The organism is Barnesiella propionica (genome assembly GCF_025567045.1).
Lineage (GTDB): Bacteria > Bacteroidota > Bacteroidia > Bacteroidales > Barnesiellaceae > Barnesiella_B > Barnesiella_B propionica.
On sequence record NZ_JAOQJK010000001.1, the window covers coordinates 210,506 to 229,341 of the forward strand.

Annotated in this window: 17 protein-coding genes and 1 tRNA gene; 4 read left to right on the forward strand and 14 right to left on the reverse strand. The window is 45.5% G+C overall.

Features of this window, described 5'->3' with window-relative positions; all coding sequences use genetic code 11:
* The first annotated feature begins 10 nt into the window (after nt 1-10).
* Together OCV73_RS00920 and OCV73_RS00925 are read left to right on the forward strand one after the other, a co-directional pair.
* Nucleotides 11-868, forward strand: a complete 858-nt coding sequence (locus tag OCV73_RS00920) for a hypothetical protein (RefSeq protein ID WP_147548415.1) — start codon at nt 11-13, stop codon at nt 866-868.
* A gap of 8 nt (nt 869-876) precedes the next feature.
* Nucleotides 877-2,460, forward strand: a complete 1,584-nt coding sequence (locus tag OCV73_RS00925; protein WP_262512835.1) for a PCMD domain-containing protein — start codon at nt 877-879, stop codon at nt 2,458-2,460.
* Nucleotides 2,461-2,539: 79 nt separating this feature from the next.
* Here OCV73_RS00925 and OCV73_RS00930 read toward each other — a convergent pair whose 3' ends face one another.
* From OCV73_RS00930 to OCV73_RS00950, 5 genes are read right to left on the reverse strand one after another with little or no spacing between them, the layout of a single operon-like run.
* Nucleotides 2,540-3,661 (reverse strand): DegT/DnrJ/EryC1/StrS family aminotransferase, encoded by a 1,122-nt coding sequence (locus tag OCV73_RS00930; protein ID WP_147548416.1) that lies wholly within the window; start codon nt 3,659-3,661, stop codon nt 2,540-2,542.
* On the reverse strand, nt 3,658-4,080 hold the full coding sequence (locus OCV73_RS00935) for a sugar 3,4-ketoisomerase (RefSeq protein ID WP_147548417.1): 423 nt from the start codon (nt 4,078-4,080) through the stop codon (nt 3,658-3,660). Before OCV73_RS00935 ends, OCV73_RS00930 begins: the two co-directional genes overlap by 4 nt.
* 1 nt (nt 4,081) lies before the next feature.
* A complete protein-coding gene (locus tag OCV73_RS00940; RefSeq protein ID WP_147548418.1) occupies nt 4,082-4,486 on the reverse strand; it encodes a sugar 3,4-ketoisomerase in 405 nt (134 codons plus the stop codon).
* Nucleotides 4,473-5,354, reverse strand: a complete 882-nt coding sequence (gene rfbA / locus OCV73_RS00945; RefSeq protein ID WP_147548419.1) for a glucose-1-phosphate thymidylyltransferase RfbA — start codon at nt 5,352-5,354, stop codon at nt 4,473-4,475. The genes OCV73_RS00940 and rfbA overlap by 14 nt, the downstream gene beginning before the upstream one ends.
* Before the next feature lie 30 nt (nt 5,355-5,384).
* Nucleotides 5,385-6,587, reverse strand: coding sequence for a dTDP-glucose 4,6-dehydratase (locus tag OCV73_RS00950; RefSeq protein ID WP_147548420.1), 1,203 nt, complete (start codon nt 6,585-6,587; stop codon nt 5,385-5,387).
* Between the two features lie 130 nt (nt 6,588-6,717).
* Here OCV73_RS00950 and OCV73_RS00955 point away from each other — a divergent pair, with 130 nt between their 5' ends.
* Nucleotides 6,718-8,355, forward strand: coding sequence for an ABC-F family ATP-binding cassette domain-containing protein (locus OCV73_RS00955; protein WP_147548421.1), 1,638 nt, complete (start codon nt 6,718-6,720; stop codon nt 8,353-8,355).
* 82 nt (nt 8,356-8,437) lie between these two features.
* Here the strand turns inward: OCV73_RS00955 and tpx are convergent, their stop codons facing one another.
* The 5 genes from tpx to OCV73_RS00980 form a co-directional block, all read right to left on the reverse strand.
* Entirely contained in the window at nt 8,438-8,938 is a 501-nt protein-coding gene (tpx, locus tag OCV73_RS00960; protein WP_147548422.1) for a thiol peroxidase, read from the reverse strand.
* A 19-nt stretch (nt 8,939-8,957) separates the two neighbouring features.
* Nucleotides 8,958-10,172, reverse strand: coding sequence for a thioredoxin domain-containing protein (locus tag OCV73_RS00965; protein WP_147548423.1), 1,215 nt, complete (start codon nt 10,170-10,172; stop codon nt 8,958-8,960).
* A gap of 114 nt (nt 10,173-10,286) precedes the next feature.
* The gene (gene metH, locus OCV73_RS00970; protein ID WP_147548424.1) at nt 10,287-13,976 is read right to left on the reverse strand and encodes a methionine synthase; all 3,690 of its coding nucleotides are present in this window, start codon (nt 13,974-13,976) and stop codon (nt 10,287-10,289) included.
* Between the two features lie 49 nt (nt 13,977-14,025).
* Complete coding sequence (gene ruvC, locus OCV73_RS00975; protein ID WP_147548425.1) at nt 14,026-14,625, reverse strand: crossover junction endodeoxyribonuclease RuvC; 600 nt, start codon at nt 14,623-14,625, stop codon at nt 14,026-14,028.
* Nucleotide 14,626: 1 nt separating this feature from the next.
* A complete protein-coding gene (locus tag OCV73_RS00980) occupies nt 14,627-14,935 on the reverse strand; it encodes a DUF4286 family protein (RefSeq protein ID WP_147548426.1) in 309 nt (102 codons plus the stop codon).
* A 90-nt stretch (nt 14,936-15,025) separates the two neighbouring features.
* On the opposite strand from OCV73_RS00980, the gene OCV73_RS00985 reads away from it, so the two are divergent.
* Nucleotides 15,026-15,099, forward strand: a tRNA-Ala gene (locus tag OCV73_RS00985).
* A 257-nt stretch (nt 15,100-15,356) separates the two neighbouring features.
* On the opposite strand, the gene OCV73_RS00990 is transcribed toward OCV73_RS00985, so the two are convergent.
* From OCV73_RS00990 to OCV73_RS01005, 4 genes are all read right to left on the reverse strand, one after another.
* Nucleotides 15,357-15,521, reverse strand: coding sequence for a hypothetical protein (locus OCV73_RS00990; protein ID WP_167551185.1), 165 nt, complete (start codon nt 15,519-15,521; stop codon nt 15,357-15,359).
* A 349-nt stretch (nt 15,522-15,870) separates the two neighbouring features.
* The gene (locus tag OCV73_RS00995) at nt 15,871-16,374 is read right to left on the reverse strand and encodes a cyclophilin-like fold protein (protein ID WP_147548427.1); all 504 of its coding nucleotides are present in this window, start codon (nt 16,372-16,374) and stop codon (nt 15,871-15,873) included.
* A gap of 2 nt (nt 16,375-16,376) precedes the next feature.
* Complete coding sequence (locus tag OCV73_RS01000; protein ID WP_147548428.1) at nt 16,377-17,405, reverse strand: alpha/beta hydrolase; 1,029 nt, start codon at nt 17,403-17,405, stop codon at nt 16,377-16,379.
* A gap of 242 nt (nt 17,406-17,647) precedes the next feature.
* Entirely contained in the window at nt 17,648-18,823 is a 1,176-nt protein-coding gene (locus OCV73_RS01005) for an iron-containing alcohol dehydrogenase (protein ID WP_147548429.1), read from the reverse strand.
* Nucleotides 18,824-18,836 lie beyond the last annotated feature (13 nt).

Consider the following 18,836-nt stretch of genomic DNA (forward strand, 5'->3'; position numbering starts at 1 on the left):
TTTTTCGGTTTTGGTAAAAACGATATTTAAAATATTTCTTTCGATATTCTTATGCCTGACATTTTCCGGCATACCTGCAACATGGGCCAATACTCCGGTAACGATTCCGGAAAAAATATCCGTATCCATATCCGAAAACGATTCCCTCAGTACCGATACCTATTCTCAGACTCTCATTATCTCGGAACCGCCTCAGGGACGCTTCAACAGAGGTATCTTCAATTATCTTTTCATCCCTAAAAAACAATGGTTCATCGGATTGAGTGCCTCATTAGGCCAATTCAACAGCAAGGACAGCCAATTGCTCATCTTTTTCAAAGAATTCGACTGTCATGGTTATTCCATGAGCATAAACCCTTTCATCGCTTATTGTTTCAAGAATAATAACTGTCTGGGAGTAAAGTTCGGCATAGGACGTTCACAAGGGGTACTGGACAATATCACCATGGATTTGGGAGAAGACCTCAACTTCACGATAAAAGATATGTTGCTGGAATCGGAAAGTTTATCTACGGTATTTTTCCACAGGGGATATGTGGGGCTGAGTACGAACAAGAGATTTGCTCTTTTCAACGAAACGTTCCTTTCGATCAACAGCGGTACAAGCCGTTTCAAGAGAGGTAGCGAAGAAAGTCTGAACGATGCAAAAACCACCTTCTCCGAAATCCAGCTGGGATTAAACCCGGGATTCTGCGTATTCATTATGAACAACATCAGCACCGAAGTCTCTTTCGGAGTACTGGGATTGAAATACCGTAAAGAAAAACAACAGGATAATAACGGTGAGACAGGATCTTACCATACCAACGGAGCTAATTTCAAAATCAATATTTTCAATATCAGTTTTGGTATGACCATTCATATATAGACATGAACATGATAACTAAAAACAACTACACAGCGTTATTCTTTATGTGGATACCGATTCTATTAATCGGATTTACTTCCTGTCTGGAAAACGATATTCCTTATCCGCGAATCAAAGCGCAAATATTGAAATTAGAAGCTAAAGGGCAAATCTCCCCGGCCGTTATCGACAATGAAGCCGGTATGGTAATACTCACCCTTTCCGATACGGTAGATTTGCGCCATGTTACCATAACATCTGCCGAAATCACCGAAGAAGCCCGCGCTTCATTCCGGCTGGACTCCGTACTGAATCTTTCAAAACCGTTGAAAGTAATACTCTCCATATATCAGGACTATCCCTGGACCATCATTGCCAAACAATCTATTGAACGCGCATTCGAAGTAGAAGGACAAATAGGAGAATCTATTATAGATGAAGATAACCATAAAGCAATCGCTTTCGTAGGAAAAGACGCCAATTTAAAACAAATAAAAATAAAAAAACTGATTTTAGGTCCATCGTCCATTACGACGATACGCCCGGCTATTGAAATGCTGCAGGATTTCACAAACAAGAAAACCGTAGTTGTCACCTACAGGGACATCATGGAAACCTGGGACTTGCTGGTGGTACGTTCTTCCAGCGACGTATCAACAAACCGGGTAGATGCATGGACACATGTAGCATGGCTGTCGGGCACAGGATTGGAAGGTGCCGATAACGGATTTGAATATAAAGAAAGCGGCGAATCGGAATGGAACAAAGTTCCTCCCGCATGGATGATCGAAACCGGAAGCAGTTTTAAAGCACGCCTGATAAATCTGAAAGAAAAAACCACGTATGTATGCAGAGCATTCTCAAACGGACAATACGGAAATGAAATAAGCTTCACAACCGAAGCTGCGGCTCTTCTTACGGATGGCAGTTTCGACAACTGGCATAAAGCCGGGAAATCATGGAATCCCTGGATCGAAGGAGCTACTTCCTTTTGGGATACCGGTAATGACGGAGCCGCTACTTTAGGGGAGAGCAATACTACTCCCTCCGACGATATCTGGAATGGAAAAAGCACAGGAAAAGCAGCCAGCCTGGCAACAAAATTCGTAGGAATAGGTTCCATCGGAAAATTAGCCGCCGGAAATATGTTTATCGGCGAATTCGTAGGAGTGGATGGAACTAACGGTATTCTGGCGTTAGGACGCCCGTTCACCCATTGTCCCACCCGGATGAAAGGTCATTTCAAATATACAACCAAACCTATCAATTACGCCTCATCCGAATTTACGTCACTTAAAGGACATCCCGATACATGCAGCATATACATCGCCCTGGGAGACTGGGATAAACCGGTAGAAATACGCACGAAGCCTTCGAATCAGAAATTATTCGATAAAAACGATTCGCACATCATAGCTTATGCCGAAATGAACTGCGGAGAAAACGTCAGCACCTATCAGGACTTTACACTGGAGCTGGATTACAGAACTACTTCCCGTAAACCCAAGTACATTATTATCGTAGCCTCGGCAAGCAAATACGGAGATTACTTTACAGGAGGCTCGGGTAGCGAACTTATCATAGACGAATTCAGTCTTGAATACGATTATTAAAATAATTATCATAAATACACAGGGCGGAGACTTTATAAAATCTCCGCCCTGTGTATTTTATATCCTGATTGATTTATATTCAGAACCGGTTAATAATCCCGCTTATTTCCCGGACAGATTCCAAAGAAAGGTTACCTGCCATAGGAAGGCTTAATTCCTCTCGTGATAATCTTTCCGCCACAGGAAAAGATAATAAGTTATATTCACGGTAGCATTGCTGCTGGTGCGGAGGAATAGGATAATGAATCAAAGTCCCTACCCCTTGAGTTGTTAAATATTCTTGTAATTCGTCCCGCCTGCGACAACGCAAAGCGTAAACATGGAATATATGTTCGCCCGGACTACCCGGTTCGGGAGTCATCACACCAGGGTGATCTATACACTTATTATATTCTGCGGCAACTACGGCTCTATGTCTGTTCTCTTCATCGAGATATTTCAGCTTTACCGACAAAAAAGCAGCTTGTATTTCATCCATCCGGCTATTCAAACCCCGATATATATTCACATATTTTTTGGCCGATCCATAAAAAGCCAATGTCCGTACCACATCTGCCAGTTCTTTATCGTCCGTAGTAACAGCCCCGGCATCACCCAGAGCCCCCAGGTTTTTTCCGGGATAAAAACTGTTTCCGGCAGCGTCTCCCAAAGCTCCGGTCCGGAACTTTCCGGAAATACCCGGAACGGAAGATACGGCTCCCATAGCCTGGGCATTATCTTCTATGATCTTGAGCCCATAACGGGCAGCCAGTTCTTTCAACTCGCCGCTCCAGCAGGCCCTGCCATATAAATGAACCGTCATAACAGCTTTTGTACGAGAAGTAATAGCACGTTCTATAAGAGACATGTTCAGATTGAATGTACTCTCCGACGGTTCTACGAATACAGGAACAAGACCGTTGTCCGTTACCGCCAGCACCGAGGCAATATATGTATTGGCTGGAACTATCACCTCATCCCCGGGAGCCATGCTCCCCAACTCTATATAAGCCTTAAGAATAAGGCGTAATGCATCCAGGCCGTTTCCCACCGCTACCGCATAATCACAGGATAAATAACGGCACAGCTCCGCCTCAAAACGAGCGACACGCTCACCTAACAGATAACGGCCGGATTCTATTACTTCCGAAGCTGCCTGTTTAAGTTCTTCGAAATAAGGAGTATTTGTTTCCTGTAAGCTCAGAAATGGATATTTCATCATTTATTTCTCATTTTCAAAAAATCCTCGTAATCACGAATATAATCCGCTTCATCATAAAAACCGGAAGCTAATACCAAAGTTACGGCACCGGAAGAAAAATTATTCAGTTCACTCCATATACCGGGTTTTACCCACAACCCGTAATAAGGCCTGTTAAGCGTTACCGTCTTGCGGTCAACGCCGTCATCTATTACGACGTCAAAACTTCCGCTTACCGCTATAATGAACTGATGCAACTCATAATGAGAATGTCCTCCCCTCTCTTCACCGCCCGGTACATCATAAAGATAAAAAACTCTTTTCACCTCGAACGGCAAGGTTATATTATTTTCAACAACGGTAATGCTTCCGTTGGGATGTGTATGTTTATCCAAAGTAATTACGGGACAATCTTCTACCGTTACTTTCCTTTCCTGCATATTATAAAACCGATTTACGATAAGTTTCAAAATCTTCTATATAATCCTCCGCATCATAGAATGTCGATGAAAGTACAAGAGCTAAAGAATTGGTCGAAAAATTATCTATCTTTCTCCATATCATAGGAGGGACATAAATTCCATAATAAGAACGGGACATATGAAAACGTTTTTCTTCCTTGCCGTCGTTCAGAACCACATCGAAACTACCGGAGAGCGCAACGATAAACTCTCGTTGTTCCTTAAAAGCATGCCCGTTCCTGTATTTTCCCCCGGGAACATCGTATATCCAGTAGGTACGCACAATATCGAAAGGGATATGGTGCGAACTCTCTATAAAGGACAGATTCCCCCGTCGGTCCTCTATTTTAGGCAGTTCAATTATCCGAGCATCACTCAATTTCATGATTCGCCAATTTTATAAGATACTGTCCGTACTGGTTCTTCTCCATAAGCTGAGCCTGTTCCAGCAGCTCTTCCCGGGTAATCCAGCCCATCCGGTAAGCGATTTCCTCCAACGACGCAACTTTAAGCCCTTGCCTGTGCTCTATTGTTTCGATAAAATTAGAAGCCTCATACAGCGATTCATGTGTCCCTGTGTCGAGCCACGCGAAACCTCGTCCCATCAATTGTACCTGGAGAGACTCTTCTTGCAGAAACGTTTGATTGACCGACGTTATTTCCAATTCTCCCCGGGCCGAAGGTTTCACCCGGCGGGCTGTTTCGATAACCCGGTTCGGATAAAAATAAAGACCTACTACTGCGTAATTGGAACGGGGATGTTCTGGTTTTTCCTCTATGCTCAAGGCCTGATTAGATGCATCGAACTCCACTACGCCATACCGTTCGGGATCATTCACCCTATAGCCGAAAATAGTCGCTTTTCCCTTCTCGGCATCCGCTACGGCACGGCGCAGCATCTGGGAAAATCCCTGACCGTAAAATATATTATCGCCCAGCACCAGACATACAGTATCTTCTCCGATGAAATCCTCCCCGATCAGAAAAGCCTGAGCCAATCCGTCAGGAGAAGGCTGTTCGGCATATTCAAAACGAACTCCGAACTGTGAACCGTCTCCAAGCAAGCGGCGGAAACCGGGCAAATCGACCGGCGTACTGATAACGAGGATGTCGCGTATCCCCGCCAGCATAAGCACCGAAACCGGATAATAAATCATAGGTTTGTCATACACCGGCAGCATTTGTTTCGAAATACCACGTGTAATAGGATACAAACGAGTACCGGCCCCCCCGGCTAATACAATACCTTTCATTTTATAGTTTTCTATATCGGTAACAAACGTTTACCGTTTGTCATACATGAGTTCATAATATTTTTGATAATCTCCGCTTACAACTTCATTCACCCAATCCTGATGTTCCAAATACCAGCGTACGGTTTTTTCTATCCCTTCGGTAAACGGTGTTTCAGGATACCAGCCCAATTCCCGGGCTATTTTAGAAGGATCGATGGCATACCGCATGTCATGTCCGGGCCTGTCTCCAACATAAGTAATAAGGTCATAATTTATATTTTCCGGATCTGTTTTCAAAACTTTCCGGTACTCCGGTTCTTCCCGCATAATACGGGCTATGATATCTATAGTCAGTTTTACTATATTGATATTCTGCTCCTCGTTGAATCCACCGATATTATAGACTTCCCCTATACGGCCGTCGTTCAACACCAGGTCGATGGCCTTGGCGTGATCCGTCACATAGAGCCAATCCCTCACATTTTCGCCTTTTCCATATACAGGCAAAGATTTTCCTTCTAAAATATTTTTGATAATCAACGGAATAAGTTTTTCAGGAAAATGATATGGGCCATAATTATTAGAGCAACGGGTAATATTCACCGGCAAACCATAGGTTTCATGATAAGCCCGTACAAAAAGGTCGGCACTGGTTTTGGAAGCCGAATACGGGGAACGCGGGTCCAGTCTTGTCTCCTCTGTAAAAAAACAGGTTCCGTAAGTATGGATATTCCTACGCCCTTTAACGACCTTCCTCACATCTTCATCTGCGATATCCAACGGTTGTGGTTCGGCATAATCCTTGGGCAAAGAACCATAAACCTCATCGGTCGATACCTGCAGGAATTTTTTCCCATCCTTGTAGAGGAGATTCCCTCTTTCATCCTTTCCTTGGAGCCAGGCTTTCCGGGCACATTCCAGCATATTCTGCGTGCCTAATATATTCGTTTCCAGAAAAAGCTGTGGTTCTGTTATACTCCGGTCCACATGAGATTCCGCGGCAAAATTAACTACATAGTCTATATCATGCGAAGCAAATATATCATTTACAAGACCGGCATCTTTAATATCACCTTTGACAAATTTTACACGGCAGTCGTTCAATTCTTCCCGTATGGTTCCCAGATTTCCGGCATAAGTGAGCTTATCCAAAACCACTACGAATATATCTTTTCCATATTTTTCCAGCAGATATTTCAAGAAATTAGCCCCTATAAATCCGGCAGCACCCGTAACCAAATATGTTTTCATCGCAAACTTGTTCTAATTTCCGCGCAATTTACAAAATATTTTCAATTTTACTTCTTGCCTTTCTTCTAAAATAAGGCGTAAACAGACAATTTTTCCTAACTTTACGCCCCAAACTCAAAAAAGACTATTTATGATATCTGTAGACGGATTAACTGTCGAATTCGGCGGAACAACTCTATTCCAGGATGTTTCGTTCGTAATTAATGAGAAAGACCGTATCGCGCTTATGGGGAAAAACGGGGCCGGAAAATCTACCCTGCTCAAGATACTTGCCGGAGCACGTACTGCTACACGCGGTAATATATCGGCACCCAAAGACACGGTAATCGCATATCTCCCCCAACATTTAATGACGGAAAATTTCCGTACGGTTTTCGAAGAAACATCACAAGCATTCGCCCATTTATTCGAGATGGAACAGGAGATAAACCATCTCAATGAAGAACTTGCCACCCGTACCGATTATGAAAGCGAAAGCTATTATGCCCTGATAGAACAAGTATCCACTCTAAGTGAAAAGTTCTACTCTATAGATGCTGTCAATTACGAGGAAGATGTAGAGAAGATATTGCTGGGACTCGGCTTTAAAAGAGAGGATTTCACACGACCTACCAGCGACTTCAGCGGAGGATGGCGTATGCGTATAGAGCTTGCCAAATTATTGTTGCAACGACCTGACGTACTTTTGCTGGACGAACCGACCAACCACCTCGACATAGAATCGATACAATGGCTGGAAGACTTTCTTATCAACAGTGCCAAAGCCGTAATAGTCATTTCACACGACCGCGCTTTTGTGGACCACATCACCACCCGTACTATCGAGGTCACTATGGGACGCATTTACGATTATAAAGTGAATTACAGCAAGTACCTGGAATTAAGAAAAGAACGAAGGGAACAACAGCAAAGAGCCTATGACGATCAGCAAAAGATGATAGCAGATACCAAGGAATTTATAGAGCGGTTCAAAGGTACATATTCCAAAACCCTACAGGTGCAGTCCCGCGTAAAAATGCTGGAGAAACTGGAACTGGTCGAGGTAGACGAAGAAGACACATCGGCCTTAAGGCTTAAATTCCCGCCGTCACCCCGTTCCGGAAATTATCCGGTCATTGCCGAAAACGTTAGCAAGAGTTACGGAGATTACAATGTATTCAGGAACGCCAGCTTCATGATAGAGCGAGGACAGAAAATAGCTTTCGTAGGTAAGAACGGAGAGGGAAAATCCACTCTTGTCAAATGCATCATGGGAGAAACAGACTATCAGGGAAACCTGACACTGGGCCACAATGTACAAATAGGATATTTTGCCCAGAACCAGGCATCTTTACTGGACGGGGAACTCACCGTTTTCCAGACCATAGACGATGTGGCGAAAGGAGATATTCGAACCAAGATACGGGATCTTCTGGGAGCTTTTATGTTCGGAGGAGAAGAATCGACAAAAAAAGTAAAAGTACTTTCCGGAGGAGAACGTACACGGCTGGCTATGATCAAACTTTTACTGGAGCCTGTAAATCTTCTTATTCTGGATGAGCCAACCAACCATCTCGACCTCAAAACCAAAGATATATTGAAAAGTGCTCTGAAAGATTTTGACGGTACTCTCATCGTCGTTTCGCACGACAGGGATTTCCTGGACGGACTCGTCACAAAAGTCTATGAATTCGGAAATAAAAAAGTCACCGAACATCTGTGCGGCATTTACGAATTCCTGGAAAAAAAGAAGCTGGACAGTTTACAAGAACTGGAAAGGAAATCATAAAAAGTTTCTTTTATAAACAAAAACTAAAGCGTGATATTTTTAATATCACGCTTTAGTTTTTCACAACAACGGCAAATGAGTGCTATTTAAGAGCCTTCATCACCGCATCGTAATCCGGTTCATGCGTGATCTCCGGAACCAGTTCTTCGTAAATAATCTTTCCGTCTTCGCCAATCACCACAACGGCACGAGCCAGCAATCCGGCCAAAGGCCCATCAACCATTTCCACCCCGTAATTCTTGGAGAACTCGGGAGAACGGAATGCGGAAGCCGCAATAACATGATCAATACCTTCCGTCGTACAGAAACGGGCCTGCGCAAACGGCAGGTCTTTGGATATAGCCACGACCACCGTATTTTCAAGACGAGAAGCCATTTCGTTAAATTTACGTACCGATGTAGCACATACCGAAGTATCCAGACTCGGAAAAATATTCAGTACGATGCGTTTCCCTTTCAGGTCGTGACAATAAAGTTCGCTTAAGTCCGAACGGGTCAATTTAAAACAAGGAGCTTCGCTTCCTGTGGACGGTAATGTCCCGTATGTATGAACAGGAGTACCCTTAAATTTTATTGTTTCCATAATTTATTGATTTTGAATGTTATTTATTTTCTTTAATTTTCAATTTTTCTAAAACTCCCGACAATGTATTTCCTATCCCGGGACTATACCCTATCACAACTTCCGAAACAATACCGCCCGGAGTTACGATAAAGAAAGACGGATATCCGGTGACTCCGTACCGCCCGGCCACCGAAGATGCTCCGCAAAGAATATTCTCACCTCCCGGTTGCTGTGAAACGGCATCGCCAAAACTACCCGGATCGGTTTCGCAGAAAAGTACGGCGGACTGCAATTCCGGCCGGAACCTTTCGATTACGGGTTGCAGCTCGGCCCATTCGGTCTTACTGGCCTCCCCGCTCGTATCCAGGAACAAAAGAATTACCGGCCTCTCCGACTCTTCCCTCAACGAAAACCAGCGCGTATCGTCATATACCGGAAGTGAAAAAACAGGAGCCCGTTTTCCTCTGAGGGATTCGGCCCTATATGAACTTTCCCGATACCGGCCCATGATATCTCCATATTGCTGTAACAACATGGATTCATCAAAGAAACCGGTATCGAAAAGAGGAGCTGTATCATGACTGGTATAACGTACCGTAACCGTCTGTGAACCCAGATGGCCGGGATTGTTTTCAACTTCCCGGTAAACCGGTAAACCGCTGTTCTTATCAAATGCAAACAACATATTTCTCAATGTTTCACCGTTCAGGGTTTCCGTCACTTTCACCGCATTACAGCTTATGCCCGAAACGATCGTATCGGGATACCATTTTACAGAGGCCCGGTCATTCTGTAAAAAACCCTTTAGCTGCTTTCCTATCTCCATGGGCAAAAGCTCAAAGAACATACCCTGTTTCTGTACCCCCGGAAATACCCTGCCACCGGATCGTCGGCCCATAAAAGGTTCGGGATGCTCGTCAAAATGATATTCCCTGAACTTGTCATATTCGAAACGGTACAGGTTTCCGGTGTAATATAAGATAAATCCGGGGATTTCTACCGTATCTTTTTTTCCTGCAAAACGAAAAAAGTAATCATAACCGCACAGGGTATCGGACGGACTCTTCCGGCTTGACATCTCTACTTCATATTCCACCTCTTCATCGGTCATAGGCAAAGTCACGATAAAGTGTAAACCGCCTTTATAACTCTGTATCTTCATCAGATTAGAAAGTAACGTATCCGGAACCGTACCGGCTGAGACTATGAATTGTAACGGGATGATCGCGATTATGAAAAGGAGCCGTTTCATTGTGACGTAATTAAATGTGTTGTATGTTATAACAATCTACCATCCTTTTTTGTTCCGCCCAAAATAAAAAATCCCCGAATAACTCGGGGATTTTTTATTTATTTTATTAAATCCTTATACAGATAACCACCGGGATGATTCTTCCGGCTGAATCCCCCGGACAGAACAATATTTGAGCCGTTGTTCTTCGTCTATTTTTCCTATATGGAAATACCGGGACCGGGGATGTGCAATCATAATTCCCGAAACAGATGAGGCCGGATGCATGGCGCCATTCTCCGTCAGCGATATATCCACACGGCTGTAATCCAATATCCGGTCAAAAAGGAAAGACAGAGAATGATCCGGCAACGAAGGATATCCCATAGCAGGACGAATACCGTCGTAATGTTCTTTCAGCAATTCCCGTACATCGAACTTTTCTTCGGGAGCATATCCCCACAAACGGGTCCGTATATGATAATGCAGATATTCCGTAGCGGCTTCCGCAAGCCTGTCGCTTAAAGATTGCAATAACAAAGCAGAATAATCGTCTCCCGACCGTTTATAATTGTCTATAATGGAAGCTATCTGCGTTCCGGCCGTTACCGCAAATAAACCGACATAATCGGTACGTCCGCAGGTATCGGGCATAACAAAATCATTCAAAGCGAAATAACTGGCTTCCGCATCTCTTTTATCTGCCTGTTGTCTCAGGCACGGAATATCGAACACTCCATTCTCCGTTTTTAAAACGATAGAACTTTCCGAAGAGTTAGCTTCATATATCCCATATATAGCCTTGATAGAATCACCGGCAACTTCCTGGACATGATCCAGCATACGGTTAGCTTCTTTGAACAGCTGCATGGCTTCGGCTGCTTTGGCCCTGTCAGCCTCAGGAAAAGAGGCCAGCCAGGAAGCCTTGCAATGGTCGCATCCGTCCATCTGCGACAAGGATGCGAAAGCCGCATTCATATTCCAGGCGGTAAAAAAATACCGCCAGTTTATAAGCTGCCGCACGTCTTTCACCGTTATATCTTCATACAAGGCAGGTCCGGCTGCTTCCGGTTTTTTGGGAGTATAATCCGTCCAGTCTATCCGGGGGGCACGTGCCGCTGCTTCGGACAGGGGCAAAAGCCGGGGCGCTTCTCCCACCGACTCCCGAAGCCGTTCTTGTTCTTCACACAACTGCAGGATATATCCCTCCCTTGTTTCAGGATTTATCAACTGTGCGGCAATAACCGGATTTTGCGCGGCATCTTTTACATGAATGACCGGATGGCTGTAACACGGCGCAATCTTCACCGCCGTATGCAGTTTAGACGTAGTAGCTCCGCCTATCATCAGCGGGACGCTCAATCCCGCCTTTTCCATTTCTCCGGCTACGTGGCACATCTCTTCAAGGGAAGGAGTTATAAGGCCGCTCAATCCCACAAAATCCACATTCTCTTCCTTTGCTTTCTTTATTATATCCTCGGCCGGAACCATAACTCCCATGTCCACCACATCGAAATTATTACAGGAAAGAATCACCGAAACGATATTTTTCCCTATGTCATGGACATCTCCCTTCACGGTAGCCAGCAAAAATTTTCCGGCCTTAGCCGAGGCGGAATCCGATTTTTCCTGTTCTATATATGGTTGTAAAATAGCTACGGCACGTTTCATGGTACGAGCCGTTTTTACGACCTGGGGCAAGAACATTTTCCCGGCGCCGAAAAGTTCTCCCACCTTGTTCATTCCGGCCATTAACGGTCCGTCTATTACCTTAAGGGCTTTTCCGTATTTCTTCACCGCCTCTTCCAGGTCTGTTTCCAATCCATCGGCATGACCTTTTACCAAAGCATATTCCAGTCTTTCTTCCAGCGACATCGAAGCTCTTTCATCCGCTACGCCGGCAACTTTACCGCCGCTTTTATCCTTCAGCTCCCCGGCCAGTTCTATCAACTTTTCAGTAGCATCCGGACGGCGGTTCAGGACCACGTCTTCTATACAGGTAAGAACTTCGGAAGGAATATCATCATAAACGACCGCCGCAGAAGGATTGACAATCCCCATATCCATTCCGGCCGCAATGGCATGATACAGGAATACGGCATGCATCGCCTCCCGGATATAGTTATTTCCCCGGAACGAAAACGAGAGATTACTGACTCCTCCGCTCACCTTGGCTCCCGGCAGGTTCTTTTTTATCCACGCCGTAGCTTCTATAAAATCCACACCGTAATTGCGGTGTTCGTCTATTCCGGTAGCTATAGCCAGAATATTCGGGTCAAAAATAATATCGTTAGGATCGAATCCGGCTTTATCCACCAACAAGCGGTAAGCCCTTTCGCACACTTCGATCTTACGGCCGAAAGAGTCAGCCTGTCCTTTTTCGTCGAACGCCATCACCACGACCGCAGCTCCGAGACGACGGATTTCCCGGGCGCGGGATAAGAATTTCTCTTCCCCCTCTTTCAGGCTTATAGAGTTTACTATGGATTTACCCTGAATACATTTCAACCCGGCAACGATAACTTCCCACTTGGAAGAATCCACCATGACCGGAACACGGGCTATCTCAGGTTCCGAAGCAATCAGATTAAGAAAGTTCACCATTTCGGCACGGGCATCCAGCATCGCATCGTCCATATTGATGTCGATCACCTGCGCACCGGCTTCCACCTGCTTCCTGGCTATCTCCAAGGCTTCTTCATATTTTTTTTCATTGATCAACCGTAAAAATTTGCGCGAACCGGCAACATTACATCTTTCTCCAACATTCACAAAATTATTTTCCAGCTTCACTTCCAGACGTTCAAGTCCCGAAAGCCACAAGACTCCGGAGGGTACCGCCGGAACATGGGGCATACCCCCCTCTATCAGGGCGGCATATTGCGCGATATGACCGGGAGAAGTTCCGCAACATCCTCCGATAATATTCACCAGACCTTCGTCCACAAATTCTTTTACCTGCTCCGCCATCATTTCGGGAGTTTCGTCGTACTGACCGAAACGATTGGGCAGGCCCGCATTAGGATACGCGCTTATGTAACAGGGAGCTATCGCCGCCAGCCTTTGAAGATAAGGTTTCATATCTCTGGCGCCGAACGAACAGTTCAACCCTACCGACAGAATACCGGCGTGCATGACCGAAGTCAGAAAGGCTTCCAGCATCTGTCCGGACAACGTGCGGCCGCCCTTGTCGGACAAAGTAACCGACAGCATAACGGGAACCGTAATCCCAGTTTCGGACATCGCCGACTGCGCAGCATACAGAGCCGCTTTCGCATTCAGCGTATCGAATATGGTCTCGATCAGCAAAGTATCCACCCCGCCTTCCAGCAACGCGCACATCTGTTCCTTATACGCGGCGGCCAGTTCATCGTAAGTGAGAGCCCGGTAGGCGGGATTATTCACATCGGGAGACATAGAACAGGTTTTATTGGTAGGCCCGACAGAACCGGCGACAAAACGCGGTTTATCCGGAGTCAGCGCCGTATATTTATCGGCAGCGGCACGGGCCACACGGGCAGCAGCACGGTTTATTTCAGTAACATAAACCTGCATACCGTAATCGGCCATAGAGACCGAAGTAGCGTTAAAACTGTTAGTCTCAATGATATCGGCTCCTATTTCCAGATAGGCCTCATGTATCTCCCCGATCACATCGGGACGGGTTATACATAAAAGGTCGTTATTTCCCTTAAGCTGCCCGGGAACATCTTTAAACCGTTCTCCCCGGTAATCGCTCTCTGTAAGTCCGTATCGCTGTATCATCGTGCCCATTGCGCCATCCAGCACCAAGATACGTTTTTTCAACTGCTCTTCCAATCTCATATTGTTATTTTATGGAAATACTAAATAATAAAAGAAACATTACCGGAATTTATTCTTCATCTTCATCCTCCGATTTTTTTCGGGAAGTCAAAGACTTTATTTTACCGGGATTCTTATTAATAAAATCTTTCCAGCTGTGATAAGCATTATCCAGCTGGGGACGATTGGTCTGATAATAATGACAAAGCGCGGCGGCCAGACCGTCCGTAGCGTCCAGCTGGGGCAACATATTCTCTTGTCGTATATGCAATATGCGCTGTAACATGGCGGCAACCTGCTCTTTTGTAGCACTGCCGTTCCCGGTTATCGACATTTTTATTTTCAGCGGGGCATATTCCGTAATGGGTATATCGCGGGATAATGCGGCAGCCATCGCTACACCCTGAGCCCGTCCCAGTTTAAGCATGGACTGCACATTCTTCCCGAAAAACGGAGCCTCTATCGCCATTTCATCCGGCAGATATTGTTCGATAAGTCCTATCACCCGCTCGAATATACGGCGAAGCCTCAGGTAATGGCTATCGTATTTATTCAACTGCAACACGCCCATAGCCAGCAGTTCCGGTTTGTTTCCCGCTATCCGCAGTACTCCGTAACCCATAACGTTGGTTCCCGGGTCTATACCTATTATGATTCGGTCGTTCTCCATCTTACAAATCAATCACCTCCAGTAAAGTAGTAAAACCGACCACCCGGTCGGCAAAGCGCCGTTTCATTTCTTCAGCCAGAACAAATCCACATTCTTCATACCAGCGATTCAGATGTCCGGTATCCGTCACATGGAATTGCAGCGAAAGGCTTATCCCACTGTCCTCGCTTTCCGACATCACCCTGCACAACTGAGGCTCGCTCAATTCTTCTCTCCGCAAGGCAGCCGGGATATAATCGGTCCTCAACCATACGATAAATGCTTCGGCCAAAGAAGCTTCCACATGATAGGTCGTATTATAGATAATCATGATGTTCCTTTTTTATCTTACAAAAGTAAAAAAAGTTTCCTGAAGTATTGCAGATTTTGGAAAATGAATATATCTTTGCCGACGCAAAAAGGGGTATTAGCTCATCTGGCTAGAGCGCGACACTGGCAGTGTCGAGGTGAGCGGTTCGAGTCCGCTATACTCCACGCGGTAGGGAAACCAAATAGTTGGTTTCCCTTTTATTGTTATATTCAATTTTTATTGCACGGTGTAATTTATATGAAATAACAACACAGACATTATAACACAATAAAAATAACAAATCTTTAAAGTCAACTTCATTACGAATGAAATTTCATATAATAAAAAAGCCATTACAATAGTTTTGTAACGGCTTTTTCGAATTACCTTTTCATTAATACCTATATCAAATCAACTTCAGCACCGGGAACATTGGCTATTTTCAAAAATATATCAATACCGGCCTTGTTCTATCCTGTATATATAAATTTCCCGCACCGATACCTGCCAAAGCCGCCAGTTTGTTTGCGTTAAATCCTTTTTTCCCGAAGCAGGCGGATTCTTGCTCCAGTTGTTTCGCGTTCTTCTCTTCGGTCACTTCCTCCATAGGGAAATGAGAAACCAACGGTTACATCGTTCCTCACATAACAAAATAAATCATTTTTGATTTATCATCAGAAAAATTTTGCTCAAACTGAAAAGCCAGCAAATCAGCTATACCTTGCTCCGGTTCCCAGGGAACAAGTAAAAAACGTTCCAAAATAAAAGCTATCATCATTAGGCACAATGATATGAATCTCTGTTTCATTTACAAATTCCACAAAAGTTTTCATATTCATCTGTCGGTTTTTCTTGGTGTCACTGCATTTGAAAATCAAAATATTAATTGCGGCAAGGATATAACGATATTTTAAACGGACAAATACAACAATTCAGTTTGATTGATTCGTTTTGTTCTATTTCAGTTCAAAAGTTATTCTTATGTTTTCCTGACCTACGGCCGCCCCGAGCCCCGAAGGATCATCTATACTTCCTATCTTCGTATAGCTATAAGATGCAGGGAAGGTCTTATAAAAAAGGACCAGACAGCTACTGCCGTACAGCATCAGGTCTCCTGTAAGAATGGTTCCGGGACGTACGGGAGCCGCTGTCAAAGCTTCTGGAAGATAGAAATATTTTTCATTCCCGTTCAGCTCTGACATATTTACCGTTATCGGGAGCAAAGCCCTGAAAGCCCCGGCCGTCGCATTATCCGCCAGACTACCGCTGAAAACGGCGGTGCCGACGGTCATTTCAAATTTATTGCTCATATGATCCTCATGACCATCGTCGTTTCCAGATTCTCCGGGAGTTCCCGGCTGTTCGTCCCGCGACGGCAAATCCGGTAATTCCTTGCTGCATGAAACGAAACATACCGACAGTAATACCCACACCGTAAAAAGCGTTACAACAGGTTTCATCTTTATTTCAGATATGTTTTAAAGAAAGTATCCAGTTTATCAAACGGGATAAGCTCCACTCTATCGTAGAGATCGACATGTCCGGCCCCGGGAACGATATAAAGCTCTTTCGGTTCGGCAGCCAGTCGGTAAGCATCTTCACTGAATTCCCGCGAATGGGCATTCTCTCCCGTGATAAAAAGCAGGGGACGCGGCGAAATGGTTTCTATACTGGCAAAAGGATAGAAATTCATAAACTTCACATTGCTGCTCAGCGTAGGGTGCGTAGTACGTTCGGGAGACTCTCCTTCGGGGGTGAACTCGCCGCGCGGTGTGCGGTAGAATTCATAAAATTCACGTTCCACAGGACCAGACGCCGCAGTCAGTTCATGTACCGTCCCCCCTGTATAGCGGGTCTCACCGCCCAGAAATTCCACATAACGCTGTTCGGCAGCCTCGGCTATGATTTGTTTACGTTGTTCCAGAGTCAAAGAGCTGCCCAGCCCGCTACGGCTTGCCGTTCCCATATCGTACATGCTGACCGTGGCAACGGCTTTGAGGCGCGGATCTATTTTTGCCGCGCTGATAGCAAAACTGCCGCTGCCGCAAATACCTATAGCACCGATGGCGTTGCGGTCCGTAAAAAGACGCGTACCGAGAAAATCGGCTGCGGCACTAAAAGCTTCGGCATACATTTCGGGCGAGACCGCATTGCGGGGCTCACCTTCGCTTTCTCCCCAGTAAGGCAGGTCTATAGAAAGGGTAACAAATCCGCGTTCAGCCATTTTCGTAGCGTACAGGTTTGCGCTCTGCTCTTTCACCGCTCCCATCGGATGTCCAACGATAATAGCCGGATATTTCTTTTCCGCTCTCATACCCGCCGGTAAGAACAGGTTACCCGCCACTTTCATTTTATACTGGTTCAGAAAAGATACTTTCTCCGCGTTTACCGACGTACTTTTATAAAAATTATCCGCACCAGCCTGTGCGAAAGAAATACCTGTACCGAAGATAATAAAAACCATCTCTATTATAAACAAAATACGTTTCATACTCTTTTTATTTTAGTGATTAAAGAACTCAACATCAATTTGCCATACAAAAATACAGTAAAAAGAAAGTCTTTATTGTAGACAGATTACGGGTATGATTACCCGGATTACAGGTTTCCGTAAAACCCGGCAGCAAGTGTATCCAGATAGATCCCGACGGTGCGGCCCGGTTTACGAACCGGAGCCCTGCACCTCAGAATCACTATTAGATAAAAGGTTGTTTCTGTATTTACTCCGGGAAATTACCGGAAAGATTTGCGGAAAATCTCCACGCAATCGGCATGTCCCAGTTCACAGGGATTAGCCAGGAACAACCCTCCCATCGTTTCCCTGGCATTTTTCGCCAGCGTATCGAATTCACCGGGACCGATACCGTAATCGCTCATCTTCAGGTCCGCCACGCCACATGCTTCCTGCAGCTTTACCAGCATTGTGATAAAATCTTCCGGCCGGGCAGCTTCCGGCATACCCATTGTCCGAGCCATCCGCACAAAACGCTCGTCACACACATGTTTCTCTATAAAGAATTCGTAAAATGCCCGGGAAATCATAATCAGTCCCGCACCATGGGGAAGCTCCTGGTGGTATGCGCTCATGGCATGTTCCAGAGAATGTTCGGCGGTAGTGCTGCAAAAGGTCATCACTGCCCCGGAAAGGTTATTGGCGAACGCCATCCGTTCCCGGGCTTCCATGTCGTTCCCGTCCCTGACGGCGCGCGGTAAATATTCCGCGACATTCCCGATGGCAGTCAGTGCGTACATGTCGCTCATCAGATTCGCCGTTTTGGATATGTAACATTCCGTAGAATGGAATAAGGCATCGAAGCCCTGATAGGCGGTGAACCGGGTCGGTACGGTCTTCATCAGTTCCGGATCGACAACGGACAAGACAGGGAACAGCTCGTCATAGCCGCCGAAACCGATCTTTTCATTCGTTTCGTCATTGGTAATAACGCCCCACTGGTCCGCTTCCGAACCGGTTCCGGCCGTCGTTGTGATACATACCAGCGGCAGAGGTTTATTGCGCATAACCTCTCCTTTCCCCGTACCCCCGTGAATATAATCCCACACATCTCCCGGATGTACAGCCATGAACGCTATCGCTTTGGACGCGTCCATTACGCTTCCGCCGCCCAAGGCAACGATAAAATCGCAATCGTTCTCCCGTGCGAAAGCTGCACCGGACATTACGGCAGACCTTAAAGGGTTGGCTCCCACTCCGGCGAACACGGCCGTTTCCGCTCCGGCTTTTTTCAGTTCCGTTTCAACCCGTTCCAGATAACCGTTATCGATTACCGAACGCCCGTTGGAAATAACGATCATCGCTTTGCGTCCGGGCAACGGCTGCTTGTGCAATTCTTTTACCACACCGCTTCCAAACAATGTACGGGTAGGTATATAAATGCTAAAATTACTCATCCTTGTTTTCTTT

Coding starts and splice junctions, on each gene's coding strand:
- OCV73_RS01000 (WP_147548428.1), bottom strand. CDS start 17,405: ATGAAACGTATTTTGTTTATAATAGAGATGGTTTTTATTATCTTCGGT.
- tpx (WP_147548422.1), bottom strand. CDS start 8,938: ATGGAAACAATAAAATTTAAGGGTACTCCTGTTCATACATACGGGACA.
- OCV73_RS00965 (WP_147548423.1), bottom strand. CDS start 10,172: ATGAAACGGCTCCTTTTCATAATCGCGATCATCCCGTTACAATTCATA.
- OCV73_RS00980 (WP_147548426.1), bottom strand. CDS start 14,935: ATGATTATCTATAATACGACCTATCATGTGGAAGCTTCTTTGGCCGAA.
- OCV73_RS00955 (WP_147548421.1), top strand. CDS start 6,718: ATGATATCTGTAGACGGATTAACTGTCGAATTCGGCGGAACAACTCTA.
- OCV73_RS00935 (WP_147548417.1), bottom strand. CDS start 4,080: ATGCAGGAAAGGAAAGTAACGGTAGAAGATTGTCCCGTAATTACTTTG.
- ruvC (WP_147548425.1), bottom strand. CDS start 14,625: ATGGAGAACGACCGAATCATAATAGGTATAGACCCGGGAACCAACGTT.
- metH (WP_147548424.1), bottom strand. CDS start 13,976: ATGAGATTGGAAGAGCAGTTGAAAAAACGTATCTTGGTGCTGGATGGC.
- OCV73_RS00995 (WP_147548427.1), bottom strand. CDS start 16,374: ATGAAACCTGTTGTAACGCTTTTTACGGTGTGGGTATTACTGTCGGTA.
- OCV73_RS00925 (WP_262512835.1), top strand. CDS start 877: ATGATAACTAAAAACAACTACACAGCGTTATTCTTTATGTGGATACCG.
- rfbA (WP_147548419.1), bottom strand. CDS start 5,354: ATGAAAGGTATTGTATTAGCCGGGGGGGCCGGTACTCGTTTGTATCCT.
- OCV73_RS01005 (WP_147548429.1), bottom strand. CDS start 18,823: ATGAGTAATTTTAGCATTTATATACCTACCCGTACATTGTTTGGAAGC.
- OCV73_RS00950 (WP_147548420.1), bottom strand. CDS start 6,587: ATGAAAACATATTTGGTTACGGGTGCTGCCGGATTTATAGGGGCTAAT.
- OCV73_RS00990 (WP_167551185.1), bottom strand. CDS start 15,521: ATGGAGGAAGTGACCGAAGAGAAGAACGCGAAACAACTGGAGCAAGAA.
- OCV73_RS00940 (WP_147548418.1), bottom strand. CDS start 4,486: ATGAAATTGAGTGATGCTCGGATAATTGAACTGCCTAAAATAGAGGAC.
- OCV73_RS00930 (WP_147548416.1), bottom strand. CDS start 3,661: ATGATGAAATATCCATTTCTGAGCTTACAGGAAACAAATACTCCTTAT.